The organism is Agrobacterium sp. 20P9.1.2, from assembly GCF_057799395.1.
The window spans coordinates 312,262-325,304 of record NZ_JBYOKI010000002.1 but is presented as its reverse complement, the minus strand read 5'-3'; the positions used below and the strand labels follow the sequence as shown (position 1 = coordinate 325,304).

12 protein-coding genes are annotated in these 13,043 nt (G+C 58.7%); 3 read left to right on the top strand and 9 right to left on the bottom strand.

The annotated features are described in order from the left end of the window. Position 1: 1 nt before the first annotated feature. Positions 2-850, bottom strand: coding sequence for a GNAT family N-acetyltransferase (locus AC27VJ_RS07355; RefSeq protein ID WP_488683453.1), 849 nt, complete (start codon positions 848-850; stop codon positions 2-4). Positions 851-1,170: 320 nt separating this feature from the next. Between AC27VJ_RS07355 and AC27VJ_RS07350 the strand changes: the two genes are divergently transcribed. Together AC27VJ_RS07350 and AC27VJ_RS07345 are read left to right on the top strand one after the other, a co-directional pair. Continuing rightward, positions 1,171-1,839, top strand: coding sequence for a haloacid dehalogenase type II (locus tag AC27VJ_RS07350; RefSeq protein ID WP_488683452.1), 669 nt, complete (start codon positions 1,171-1,173; stop codon positions 1,837-1,839). 26 nt (positions 1,840-1,865) lie between these two features. After that, positions 1,866-3,143 carry an NAD(P)/FAD-dependent oxidoreductase gene (locus AC27VJ_RS07345; protein WP_488683451.1) on the top strand — a complete coding sequence of 426 codons (1,278 nt, stop codon included), beginning with the start codon at positions 1,866-1,868 and terminating at the stop codon, positions 3,141-3,143. 40 nt (positions 3,144-3,183) lie between these two features. Here AC27VJ_RS07345 and AC27VJ_RS07340 read toward each other — a convergent pair whose 3' ends face one another. From AC27VJ_RS07340 to argE, 6 genes are all read right to left on the bottom strand, one after another. Further along, on the bottom strand, positions 3,184-4,641 hold the full coding sequence (locus AC27VJ_RS07340) for an NAD-dependent succinate-semialdehyde dehydrogenase (RefSeq protein ID WP_488683450.1): 1,458 nt from the start codon (positions 4,639-4,641) through the stop codon (positions 3,184-3,186). An 11-nt stretch (positions 4,642-4,652) separates the two neighbouring features. Further along, a complete protein-coding gene (locus AC27VJ_RS07335) occupies positions 4,653-5,699 on the bottom strand; it encodes a tartrate dehydrogenase (protein ID WP_488683448.1) in 1,047 nt (348 codons plus the stop codon). Between the two features lie 14 nt (positions 5,700-5,713). Then, a complete protein-coding gene (locus AC27VJ_RS07330) occupies positions 5,714-7,177 on the bottom strand; it encodes an aldehyde dehydrogenase family protein (RefSeq protein ID WP_488683447.1) in 1,464 nt (487 codons plus the stop codon). Between the two features lie 13 nt (positions 7,178-7,190). Then, positions 7,191-7,553 (bottom strand): cupin domain-containing protein, encoded by a 363-nt coding sequence (locus tag AC27VJ_RS07325; RefSeq protein ID WP_113086454.1) that lies wholly within the window; start codon positions 7,551-7,553, stop codon positions 7,191-7,193. A gap of 21 nt (positions 7,554-7,574) precedes the next feature. Continuing rightward, a complete protein-coding gene (locus AC27VJ_RS07320; RefSeq protein WP_488683446.1) occupies positions 7,575-8,498 on the bottom strand; it encodes a 2-hydroxyacid dehydrogenase in 924 nt (307 codons plus the stop codon). Between the two features lie 103 nt (positions 8,499-8,601). Next, positions 8,602-9,726: an acetylornithine deacetylase gene (gene argE / locus AC27VJ_RS07315; RefSeq protein WP_488683445.1), complete on the bottom strand. Its 1,125-nt coding sequence runs from the start codon at positions 9,724-9,726 to the stop codon at positions 8,602-8,604. A 209-nt stretch (positions 9,727-9,935) separates the two neighbouring features. On the opposite strand from argE, the gene AC27VJ_RS07310 reads away from it, so the two are divergent. After that, on the top strand, positions 9,936-10,832 hold the full coding sequence (locus AC27VJ_RS07310; protein ID WP_488683444.1) for a GNAT family N-acetyltransferase: 897 nt from the start codon (positions 9,936-9,938) through the stop codon (positions 10,830-10,832). A gap of 46 nt (positions 10,833-10,878) precedes the next feature. Here AC27VJ_RS07310 and AC27VJ_RS07305 read toward each other — a convergent pair whose 3' ends face one another. Continuing rightward, on the bottom strand, positions 10,879-11,679 hold the full coding sequence (locus AC27VJ_RS07305; RefSeq protein WP_488683443.1) for a phosphodiesterase: 801 nt from the start codon (positions 11,677-11,679) through the stop codon (positions 10,879-10,881). Positions 11,680-11,749: 70 nt separating this feature from the next. Next, positions 11,750-13,042: an ABC transporter substrate-binding protein gene (locus tag AC27VJ_RS07300; protein WP_488683442.1), complete on the bottom strand. Its 1,293-nt coding sequence runs from the start codon at positions 13,040-13,042 to the stop codon at positions 11,750-11,752. Position 13,043: the final 1 nt, after the last annotated feature.

Below are 13,043 nucleotides of genomic sequence, written 5' to 3'. Positions count from 1 at the left end.
ATCAACCGAGGGCCTGACTGGCCAATGCAAATGTTTGAGGGACGAATGTTTGAGTGGTGGTGTGGTCGCGGGGCTTTGCATCCCGCACCATGGCAATGCCGCCGCCGACATGGGACAGACCGAGGTCCGTTAGCCACGGCGCAAGGCCGGTTTGTTCGCTTGTATCGACGCGGAGAAAACGTCCGTCTTTTCCGGCAAACAGAAAGGAAAGCAGCATTTTGGCATCTACGGCATTTTCTGCCACGACAGGTCCGGCGACCTCACCACGCCCAAAGTTGCGAATAGCGCCGAAGCCGGAAATGCGGCCGCCACGACGAATGACGGCAAGGCGGCCATATTCGGCCAGGTAGCCAAGAAGATTGTGGCGATCCATGCCGCAGGCTGCGCGATCAAGGCTCAGGCATTCCGTCAAATCCTGCGTGCCTGCCCACTCCACACCTTCACTTGGCTGGATGGGCGAAACCTGCCCCTGATGCTGGACGATGCGGTGTGTCTCGCGAAAACCGAGCTTTTCATAGAGCGGTAATCCGTCCTGCGTGGCAACCAGCCTGCATTCGCGCCCACTTGCGGCGTTGAGCGCAAAATCCATCAAACGCTTGCCGATACCGAGCCCACGCATGGTTTCATCGACAATGACCATATTAATGGTCGCGACATCATCGCCATAGAGCGTTGCCATGGCTGTTCCGAGAACGCGGTCCTGATGCACGGCAGCGACGCCTTTGCTGAGCGCAAGGCCCATGGCCCAGTCTTCGATCCGGTGCGGCCATTGCGCCTGTTGCGAGAGTGCCAGTGCACCCTCCAAGTGGTCGGGCGTGAATTCAACGAGATCGATCTGGCTCGCCAGCATGGCGTATTCCCTCGCGGCATGTTTGCTTTCTTCATTGATAGCCCTTGGTGCAAAGAAGATCGTCCTGACCTCAGCGTCGGTTTAATCAGTTTGCGCTGTCTGTGGCGGGGGCTGCCGCATCTTATGCTGCGGCGACGGCTGATGGTCTGGAGGATCGCCCTGACGAGACGAGTTTGCGCAACTCTCTGCCAAAGCGCCGCATCTTTACGCAACAATCTGCTTCGCTTCAGGGTGATTGCGGTGACCGCAGCCGAATTCCGGCAACTATTATGGCTTCATAAAGAGCGCAGCCCTAAGGCCAATCCAGAGGACAGAACGACATGACCCAGTTTCGCCCCAAGTACATCACCTTCGATTGCTACGGTACACTGACCAACTTCCAGATGGCGGAAGCGGCGCAGGCGCTTTATGGCGACCGGCTGGATGCACAGCAAATGGCGCAATTCATCAAGAACTTTGCGGCCTACCGGCTGGATGAGATTCTGGGAGACTGGAAGCCTTATAATGAAGTCGTTCACAACGCCGTGGAGCGCGCCTGCCGCAAGAATGGTGTGACCTTCAAGGACGAGGACGGTCGCTTCGTTTACGAGCAGGTGCCGAGCTGGGGTCCGCATGCGGATGTTCCCGCCGGTCTGTCCAAGGTGGCCAAGGAAATTCCGCTGGTTATCCTGTCCAACGCCATGAACGAGCAGATCATGCACAATGTGGAAAAGCTGGGCGCGCCATTCCATGCGGTTTACACCGCGCAGCAGGCCACTGCCTATAAGCCGCGTTTCAAGGCATTCGAATATATGTTCGACATGCTGGGCTGCAACCCGGAAGACATTCTCCACGTCTCCTCGTCGTTCCGCTACGATCTGATGTCTGCGCATGATCTCGGCATCAAGAACAAGGTCTGGGTTAACAGAGGCCATGAACCGGCCAATCCCTATTACGGCTATACGGAAATCAAGGATATATCGGGTCTCGCGGGCGTCGTCGGGCTTTAACGCAGTAAACAAGGGGAATGAGGACGATGCAGTTCAAATCCTACTGGCACGACACGGCCCCCGTTTTTACCTCTGCGGCAACGGGACAGGTGGAAGGCACGTTCGATGTCGCCATTATCGGCGGCGGCTTTACCGGACTTTCGGCGGCCCGCAGTCTGGCCAAGGGCGGCGCGAAAGTGGTGGTGCTGGAAGCGCAGCATGTTGGCTTTGGCGGCTCCGGTCGCAATGGCGGGCATCTGAACAACGGCATCGCGCACAGCTTCATCTCGGCGAAGGAGCATTTAGGTGTAGAGCGCGCCAGCGCGCTCTACCGTGCCTATGACGCGTCAGTCGATACGATCGAGGCGATCGTTGCAGAAGAGGGCATCGACTGCAGCTTCCGCCGTGCCGGCAAGCTGAAACTGGCATCGAAACCTGCCCACATGGATGCGATTGCGAAGAATTTCGAGGTTGTCCATCGCGAGATCGATCTCGATACTGCGCTTCTTTCCAAGGCTGATCTCAAGACGGAAATTGGTTCGGATGATTTTCACGGCGCGATGCTGTCGAAGAAAAGCGGCATGATGCATATGGGCCGTTTCGTGCATGGCATCGCGGAAGCCTGCGTGCGCCACGGCGTGACCATTTTCGAAAAGGCTCCGGTCACGGATCGCAGCAAACAGGGCGGCATTCATCGGCTGACCACACCGCGCGGCTTTGTCGACGCGCGCAATGTCGTCGTTGCCACCAATGCCTACACATCCGGCCCGTTCGATTATTTCAAGCGCCGCATCATTCCCGTCGGTAGCTTCATCGTGGCGACACGGCCGCTCAGCGATTCTGAAGTCGCCTCTGTCATGCCCGGCAACCGCACCTGCGTTACCTCCATGAATATCGGCAACTATTTCCGGCTATCGCCAGACAACCGTCTGATCTTCGGCGGCCGCGCGCGTTTTTCGGCAACGTCGGATGCGCGCTCTGATGCCAAAAGCGGTGAAATACTTAAGGGCGGCCTTGCCGAGATGTTCCCGCAGCTGCGTGGCGTCGATATCGACTATTGCTGGGGCGGTCTGGTCGGCATGACCAGCGACCGTTTCCCGCGTGCAGGCGAAGTCGAAGGCGTGAACTTTGCCATGGGCTATTCGGGCCATGGCGCACAGATGTCGATCCATATGGGCACGTTGATTGCCGATAAGCTGCTGGGCAGACCGGATCGTAATCCGCTAAAGGGCCTGGATTGGAACGCCGTGCCTGGCTATTCCGGCAAGCCCTGGTTCCTGCCTGTGGTCGGCTTCTATTACAAGATGCTCGACAAGTTTCAGTGAAAGATAGGCCCGCAACGATCACGCTGCGGGCCTCTTCGTTTCAGTTCAGGCCGCCGATGTGGAAGGCCTTGGTTTCCAGATATTCCTCGATACCGCATTGTGCGCCTTCACGACCAAGGCCGGACTGCTTGACGCCGCCAAAGGGTGCGACTTCCATGGAAACGGAACCGGTGTTGAGCCCGACCATGCCGAATTCCAGTGCTTCCCCCACGCGCCAGGACCGCTTCAGGCTTTCCGTGTAGAAATAGGCCGCAAGACCGAAAGGTGTGCCGTTGGCGATGGCAATCGCTTCTTCTTCCGTCTCGAAGCGGAAGAGCGGTGCGACAGGTCCAAAAGTTTCCTCGCCGGCTAGCAGCATGTCTGTCGTGGCGCCACCCAGCACGATGGGTGCGGTGAATTGATCGCCCGCAGGCAATGTCGGTCGCGTCGACAGGATTTCAGCGCCCTTGGAAAGGGCGTCTTCAACATGGCGGTTGATCTTGTCGATGGCGGCAGCGTTGATCATCGGACCGATATCGATATTGGCCTCAGTCCCCGGTCCGACCTTCATGGCCGAAACTCGCGCCGACAGCTTCGCTGCGAAGGCATCATAGACACCAGACTGTACCAGAATGCGGTTGGAGCAGACGCAGGTCTGGCCGCCATTGCGGAATTTGGACGCAATCGCGCCTTCGACGGCAAGATCAATGTCGGCATCGTCAAACACGATGAAAGGTGCATTGCCGCCGAGTTCGAGGCTCAGACGCTTGATGCTGTCTGCGGCACCACGCATCAGGAGCGAGCCGACGCGGGTGGAGCCGGTGAAGGAAATCTTGCGGACCGTCTCATTGGACAGCAATTCGTTACCGATGTCCGTCGGCATGCCGGTGACGATGTTGATGACGCCTGCCGGAATGCCGGCCCGCTCTGCCAGCACACCCAGTGCCAGCGCCGAATAGGGCGTGAACTCGGAAGGTTTGATGACGACGGTACAGCCAGCGGCAAGCGCTGGTGCGACCTTGCGGGTAATCATGGCATTAGGGAAGTTCCACGGCGTGATGATGCCGCAGACACCGACCGCTTCTTTCAGGATGACGATGCGGCGGTCTTTTGTGGGGGATGGAATGGTGTGACCATTGATACGCCGTGCTTCCTCGGCAAACCACTTGACGAAGGATGCGCCATAGCGGATTTCACCCTTGCCTTCGCTTAAGGGTTTTCCCTGTTCCATGGTCAGCAGCAGCCCGAGGTCGTCTTCGTGCTCGATCATCAGCGCATACCATTTTTCCAGAAGCGCCGCGCGCTCTGCATGGGTTCTGGCTTTCCACGGCGCGAAGGCCTTGGCCGCGGCATCGATGGCCGCGCGGGTTTCATCCCCGCCCATATCCGGCACGGTTCCCAGAACCTTTTGCGTAGCGGGATCGATGACATCGACCGTTTTGCCAGATGCCGCGTTCAGCCATTTACCGCCAATCAAACCTTGCTGCTGAAACAGGCCCTGATCTTTTAGAGCATTCATTCCATTCTCCTCTAAGACAATGCGCTCAGCACGGCTGCGGTAATCACGTCGGTTTTGTCCTTGCCAGGCACCGTTCCAACACCCTTGGCCGTGGTCGCCTCGATGGCCGAGATGATATCGGCGGCAGCTTCTTTTTCGCCGAGATGATCGAGCATCATCGCGCCCGACCAGATGGCTGCGATGGGATTGGCGATACCGAGATGCGCGATATCGGGCGCCGAGCCATGAACGGGCTCAAACATCGAGGGTGACGAGCGATCCGGGTTAATGTTGGCCGAGGCCGCAAAGCCCAACCCGCCCTGAATGGCCGCACCCAGATCGGTCAAAATATCGCCGAACAAGTTGGAAGCGACGACGACATCCAGCGTTTCCGGTGCCATGACCATGCGCGCTGCCATGGCGTCGATGTGATAGTTGATCACCTCCACGTCAGGATATTCGACAGCGATTTTCGCCGTCATTTCATCCCAGAACACCATGGAATATTTCTGGGCATTCGACTTGGTGATTGACGCGAGTTTTTTACGACGAGAGCGTGCCTGCTCGAAGCCGAAGCGCAAGATGCGCTCTACGCCCGTGCGGGTGAAGATCGAGGTTTCGACAGCCACTTCATCCGGCGTTCCGACATGAACGCGGCCACCCGCGCCGGAATATTCGCCTTCCGTGTTTTCACGGATGCAGAGAATATCGAAGGCATCCTTTTTCAACGGTCCTTCGACACCCGGCAGCAGGCGGTGGGGGCGGATGTTCGCATATTGCACGAAGGCCTTGCGGATCGGCAGCAGCAGACCGTGCAGAGAAACAGAATCCGGCACCTCAGCTGGCCAGCCAACAGCACCCAACAGGATGGCATCGAAACCACGCAGCTTTTCAATTCCATCCGCGGGCATCATCGCGCCGGTTTCCTTGTAGAAGGCGCAAGACCAAGGGAATGTTGTCTCGCTCAGCGTGAAGGTGTCCTGCTTTTTGGCTGCTGCCTGCAACACGGCCCAGGTGGCATCGATAACAGCAGTGCCGATGCCGTCACCGGGAATGAGTGCGATGGAATGATTTTTCATATGTAATATCCGCTTTAGAGATCGATAAGAACGCTTTTGGACTTCCGGTTTGCCATATAGGCCTCACGCCCCAGATCCTTGCCGATGCCGGAGCTTTTGTAGCCACCGGTCGGCAAAATGTGATCGCGCGAGCGTCCATAACGATTGACCCAGATTGTGCCCGCTTGCAACCTCCGCGTTACACGTATCGCCCGCGAAAGATCACGCGTGAAGACGCCTGCTGCCAGACCGTATGTCGGATGGTCAGCCAAGGCGAGAGCCTCGTCTTCATCCTGAAACGTCTGCAGCGTTAGAACCGGCCCGAAAATTTCCTCCGTCACAGCAGGCGAATCCTGTGTGACGTTGGCAAGCAAAGTCGGGGCGTAGAAATAGCCGGGGCGATCCATGATCTGCCCGCCCGTCAGGCACTCGGCACCGGAGCCAATGGTAGCGCGTACGATGGCATCGATACGTTCGATCTGCTTTTGCGAAATGATCGGGCTGTATTGGGTTTTCTCATCCCAGGTCGGCCCGGTTTCGACACGGCGCATGATGGCGGTGATCGCAGCAATCAGTTCCTCTGCGATCTCCTTGGCGACGATGAGGCGTGAGCCTGCCACGCAGGCCTGGCCCGCATTGGAAATGATGCTTTGCGCCACCGCCTTGGCTGTGCGCTCGATATCGGCGTCTGCAAAGACCACTTGCGGGCTCTTGCCGCCAAGCTCCAGCGTCATCGGCTTGATGCCGGTGCGCGCGACATTCTGCATGATGGCGGCACCGGCGGCGGTGGAGCCGGTGAAGCTGACCTTGGAAATATCCGCATGGCCGGTAATCGCATTGCCGGTGACCATGCCATCGCCCAGAACGATATTGATAAGCCCGGCGGGAATGCCTGCCTCGACCGAAAGCTCGGCAATGCGCAATGTCGAAAACGGCGTCATTTCGGATGGTTTTAGCACCACGGCATTGCCTGCCGCCAAGGCCGGGCCGAGCTTCCAGCCTGCCATCGACAGCGGAAAATTCCACGGGGTGATGGCCCCGACGACACCGTAGGGTTCGGTCATGATCATGCCGAGGCTCGTGTCGGAGGTCGGAACGAGATCGCTGCCTTCCTTGTCCGCGAATTCGGCAAAGAAGCGGATTTGCTCAGCAGTGACGGCGATATCACCTACCACCAGATGCCCGACGGGACGGGTGGAGGAAACCGCCTCAAGCTTCGCCAGATATTCCGCGTCCTGCTCGATCAAATCCGCCCAGCGTTGCATGGCGCGGGTGCGGTCTCGCGGGCGCACGCCACCCCAATTGCTGGCTTCAAGCGCCGTTTTGGAAGTCTGAACGGCCTGATCCACAAGATCGGCACTGGCGACCGGGCAATCACCAAATGCCACGCCATCCGAAGGGCGGTGCATGGCAATGCCCTCGCTGGCATTCACCTTCTCACCGCCAATGAAGTGGTAATGCGGCAGTGAAATCGTGTCTGGATCGAAGCTGAGCGTCATCGCTTTGTCACCCTTATGCCGGGTCCGTCACGGTTACGTAGATTTTGCGAACCGTTTCGATGGTGCGCCAGATGCCGACGAAGCCGGGCTTCATCATGAAGCTGTCGCCTGCGCGGTAGGTAACGGTGTCGCCGTCTTTTTCTTCCAGCTCGATAACGCCGGAGATGATGTGGCAAAACTCGTAGGTCGTGCCCTTGATGGAGTGTGTTTCGCCGGGCGTGGCTTCCCAAATGCCGGTGTGAACGGTGCCATCGCGGCAATCATCCAGCGCCCATGTTTTGAAGGATGGATTGCCGGAAATCAGACGCTCCGGAGTCGGCAGCGCCTCTTTCGGCGTCGTCTGCGGGTTGGTATCGATACGGGTGATGAGTGACATGGAATGTCCTTTCTGTGCTGTTCAGTAGCCGCGGCTGCGGTCGATGAGGCCGATGGGGTCGAGGCCGTTTGTGTGGCGGCGGATATTGTCGATAACGGCCATCGCTGCCGTTTCCGGCTGCGTGACGGACGCGATGTGCGGTGTGATGATGACGCCGGGGTGCTGCCACAGCGGATGGTCCGCAGGCAGCGGTTCCGGGTCGGTCACATCAAGCACCGCGCCGGACAGACGACCGCTGTTGAGCGCGTCTATCAACGCTAATTGATCGAGCTGCTGCCCACGCCCGGCATGAATGAGGGCCGCACCAGCGGGCAGCTTTGCGAAGAGTTCGGCGTTCAGAAATCCGCGCGTCTCAGGTGTCAGCGGCAGCAGGCAGATGAGGATATCCGTCTGCGCCAGAAAGCCATCAAGCTGATCTGCGCCGTGGTGGCAGGTCACGCCATCGATGGCATGTGCGCTGCGGCTCCAGCCAGAGAGCGGAAAGCCAAACGGTTTCAGCCGCTCCAGAACCGCCTTGCCGAGATGGCCGAGACCCAGCACGCCAACGCTCCGCTGATGCGCCTGCTTTACCGGCAGCGCTTTCCATTCGGCTTTTGCCTGCTGTGCCAGATAGTCCGGCAGGCGACGGTGGAGTGCCAGAACGCCGAGCGTCACATATTCCTGCATCATTCTGCTGATGCCGTCTTCCACCATGCGCACCAGTTTGACATGGGCGGGCAGAACCGATGTATCGAACTGGTCGATACCGGCCCCGATGGAAAACAGGATTTCCAGATTTTTGTAGCGCGCAAGGTCCGCTGGTGCCGTCCAGGTGATGAGATAACGCACGCTATCGGGATCGACGGAGGTCGGATCGGACACAAAGGGCACCTCTGGCAGCTCCTGCGCAAAGTGCTCGGCGAAGATTTTCGCGCGCGCTGCGTCGGAATTGAACAGAAATGTCATGCGCCAGCCCTCGTCTTTCAGTCGCTCGAAGTTGGCGTATTTCAAACGGCAGGATGCACTGAAGCAACGATGGATCGCAGCACATCTGACCGATTTGGCCGCATCAGGCGCTCAATCTCGTTCCAAGCTCACGCAGCATGTTGTGGCAGGCGGCGAGTTCGTCGCGGGTAATGAACTCGTTTGCCTTGTGCGCGCGTGCGATATCACCGGGACCGCAGATAATGCTGTCGATGCCGGCTGCCTGATAAAGCCCCGCTTCGGTGCCATAACTGACGGCAGCCAGTGGCTCGATGCCGGTCAGGTTTCGCATGAGAGCGGTTAGAGGTGCACTTGCTGCGAGTGAAAGGGCCGGGTATTCACTCAAGGTATCGAAGCTGACGTCGAAACCATCCGCTTGCAACGCTGCTGTCGCGTTGCGCAGTGGTTCGAGCAGGCTGGCGGGCGAGACACCGGAAATTGCCCTTGCTTCTATATCGGCGATGCAGAGGTCGGGAATGATGTTGACGGCCTGCCCGCCTTTGATCGTGCCGACCTGAAGCGAGGAGTAGGGCGGTTCGAAATTGCTGTCGAAAGGACCATGCGTAAACGCGTTGGCGGCGTTCACGGCGCTTGTCAGTATCTCGCTCATGGCATGAATGGCGTTCAGGCCAAGATCGGGTCGTGAGGAATGGCCCGAGCGACCCCGGACGGTAATCCGTGCCGCCGCTTTGCCCTTGTGTGCGCGGATGGCTCGCAAGCCGCTTGGCTCGCCGATGATGCACATATCCGGAAGCGCACACAGCGTGGGGATGAGTTTGATGAGATGCGGCACACCTTTGCAACCGGCTTCCTCATCATAGGAAAAGGCAAGATGGATGGGCCGCTTCAAGGGCATTGTCGCAAATTCTGGCAGGGCGGCAAGTGCGCAGGCCAGAAAGCCCTTCATGTCGCTGGTGCCGCGTCCGTAGAGTCTGTCGCCATCGGCACGCAGAGAAAACGGGTCGCTCGACCAGTCCGCTTCGCCTGCCGGAACGACGTCCATATGGCCGGACAGAATAACGCCGGGCACATTGCGTGGGCCGATGGTTGCAAAGAGATTGGCGCGATCTCCTTCCGGGCCGATCGCCGTCGTGACATGCGCGCCATGGCTTTGCGCGTAATCGGCAATCCAGGCAACGATATCGGCATTGGGCGTGCCTACCACGGAGGCGAAAGAAACCAAGCGTTCCAGGATGTCTTGTGCCGTCATCATCGCCTCTCATCGTTTTCGCCAAAATAAGGCCTGCTCGCTCCAATTTCCGCCAAAAGGACGCTCGTTTCAGCGTAAACTGCTGAAACTGCGCCAGATTCGAGTGAAATATTTGCTGGGGATCGCTTAAAGCTTGAAAACGGGTTTCAGAATCCGGACAGACGGAAGAGGCAGGTTCGCCATGGCGAGAAACCTGCGAGGGGGGCGCTGTGGCCAATCATGACACCATACAGCTGGAGACCTTTGAGCTGACGCTTCAGGACATTGCCGATGTGGATATCGAAAAGCTGCATGCTTTGTCCATCGGCGTCGGCTGGCCGCACCGGCCCAAGGACTGGCAGATGCTGTTGGAAAACGGCAGGGGTGTGGTGGCCGTGGACGCCATAGGACGGCTGGCGGGATCTGCCATGTGGTTCGATTTCGGCTCGGCCTTTTCCACCATCGGCATGGTCATCATCCCGCCCCGGCTTCAGGCACGGGGCGCGGGAAGCTGGATGATGCTGCATGTGATGCAGCAGGCGGGAAAGCGACGGTTCGGCCTCAACGCCACGCGCGCGGCAAAGCGGCTCTACCAATCCATGGGCTTTACGATTGAAAAGACGGTGTTTCAGTGTCAGGGCGAGGCAACACCCATTGCAACGCCAGTTGTTTCCGGTGGTGCGGAGCTGCGGGCGCTGGCATCCGGCGATGTGGAAGCCATTCTTGCATTGGATGACAAGGCCTTTGGTGCCAGTCGTGCAACGCTGTTCAACGCCTTACTGCCCGTATCCAAAGGTCTGGTGCTGGTGCGTGACCAGCGCATCGAAGCATTCTCGCTGTGTCGGCGTTTTGGGCGCGGCGCGCTGATTGGCCCCGTCGTCGCATTGAACGAAGAGGATGCAATCGCAGTCACGCATCCACATGTCGTGGAGCATGCGGGTAACTTCCTGCGCCTCGACACGCGCGAAGAAAGCGGCGCCTTCGCACATTACCTCGCACAATCGGGCCTCGCCGTGTTCGACACCGTCACCACTATGTCGCTCGGCGGGCGCTGGATGCCGGGTCAGGACGAGGATCAGGCATTGCGACCCAAAACATGGGCGCTTGCCAGCCAAGCGTTCGGTTGATCAAATTGGCAAAGACGCCGATCCGGCCTCGTCCTTGCACCCAAGATTACGGCCCGTCGCAGACCGGTGCCTGTCCCGTCACAACCTCACCCACCTCGACGCCATAAGCGCGAAAGCCCTGCGCATCGAGCGTGATGATGCGGTAGCACGGATTGCCGCTGGTCCAGAAAGGTATCGGGCTCGTCAGATCGGTAATGAAGCGATGCGCGCAGGCCTGGCCAGAGCTGAAGGCGATGCCTTCCGCGCTGGTGCCTGCCAGTGGCACATGGATGTGGCCGAAGACGATGTGCCGGACGCCGCCCTTATGCGCAGCGAGCAGGCGCATCACGGCACCATCATCATGCATGCCGATCTTGTCGAAATGGGCGATGCCGCAATCCATTGGCGGATGGTGGATGAAGACCGTGACGGGCTTGTCGCCAGCACTCGCCAGCGCATCTGCGAGGAAGGCCAGCCGGTCGTCATCAAAAATACCGCCGATAACGCCAGCCTCGTGGCTATCGAGGAAGATCAGCCGTCCGAAATCGGTATCGAGATAAGACTGGATATAGCCTTTGCTATCGAGGGGATGGTCGGGAAAGGCTGCGATGAAGTTGCCCCGGTCATCATGGTTGCCGAGCATCAGGCGTACATCGAATGGTGCATGGGACAGAATATCGCGCAGGATGTCGTAGGCTTCCGGATCACCGTAATTGCAAAGGTCGCCGGTCATAACAAGCAGATCAGTATCCGCATGTTTGGCCAGTATATCGGCCATGGTCGCGCGCAGATGCTTTTCTGGGTCGACGCCGTTGACGGACTGACCGGAGAGCATGAGGTGCGTATCGGTGATCTGGATGATTTTCATGATGGAGATTTCCGGCATTGAAACTGGCCGCGAAGGGAAACTCCGCGGCCGTGGGTGATATATCTAAGGGTTACTTCATCAGGCCGTTGGTCTGCTCTACAATCTGCTTCAGACCGTCTTCTGGCGTCACTTCGCCGCGCATAACGGTGCCGATGATATCGCGCTGGGTGCGCCAGATACGGACGGAATCACCACCCGGATAACCGGCCCATGGCAGCGAGCGCTCAGCCTGCAAGGAAGCAGTCTTCACATTCGGATGCTCGGCGTAGTATGGCGCCAGAAAGTCTGGACCAGTGGCCAGCTTGTTGGTTGGCAGGTAGCCGGTGATGCGAACGATGACGTTCTGCGCTTCCGGACCGGTGATCCACTTGAGATACTTCCAGGCTGCATCCTGCTTGGCCTTGTCCTGCGTCAGCATGACAGCCGAGTTGCCGCCCGTGGGTACGCCACCCTTTTCCGGGTTGTCGAGCGGGAAGGTCGATGTCTTCAGCTCGAAGCGGTTGCCGACCAGTCCTTCCACGGTCTGCACATGGGCAGGCGTGGAGAAGATGAAGCCTGTGAGACCTGCGCCGAACTGCTGACGGGACTGGTCCCAATCGAGCAGGTTCTGGCCACCTTCGGTGACGAAACGGCGGGTCAGCTTCAGGGCATTGAGGCCGATTTCATTGTTGAAGGCTACGGTCTTGGTGGCTTCGTCTACCAGCTTGCCGCCCTGCTGGAAGATCAGCGCCTGCCACAACCAGTCATCCGGCCACAGGTTGATGTCATAGCCCATGCCAGCGATCTTGCTGTCTTGCTGGTGGATTTTGTTGGCGAGCGCAATCAGGCCATCGAATGTCTTCGGCATGTTGTCTGGGTCGCCACCGGCTTTGCGCACCAGTTCGGCGTTGATGTAGATGATCGGCGAGGAAGCGTTGACCGGGAGACCGTACTGCTTGCCATCGATCTTGCCGAGAGCCGCCATGTTCGGCGTATAGTTCTTGTCGAGAAACGTCTGACCGCCTTCGGCTTCGATGAAGGGAGCCAGATCCGTGATCTGGTTGCGAGGCGCAAGCGTGTGCACCAGTTCCGCCGTCAGATTGTAACCGGAGAAGTAGACGTCCGGCAGATTGCCGGTGACGGCAGCGCGGAGCACCTGCTGCTGGCCTTCATTGTAGCCCGGTGCCGGAGCCAGAAAGTTGATCTTGATATCCGGATTTTTCTTCATGAATTCATCGGCCAGCGGCTGATGGAATTTGGTGAAGCCCGGCAGGTTGTAAAGCACGTTGAGCGTTACATCGGCAGCAAAGCTTGGCGTAGAAACGCCAGCGAGAGCGAGGCTGAAGGCCAGGCCGCCAAGAGCGGTCCGTCGGTTGATTTTCATG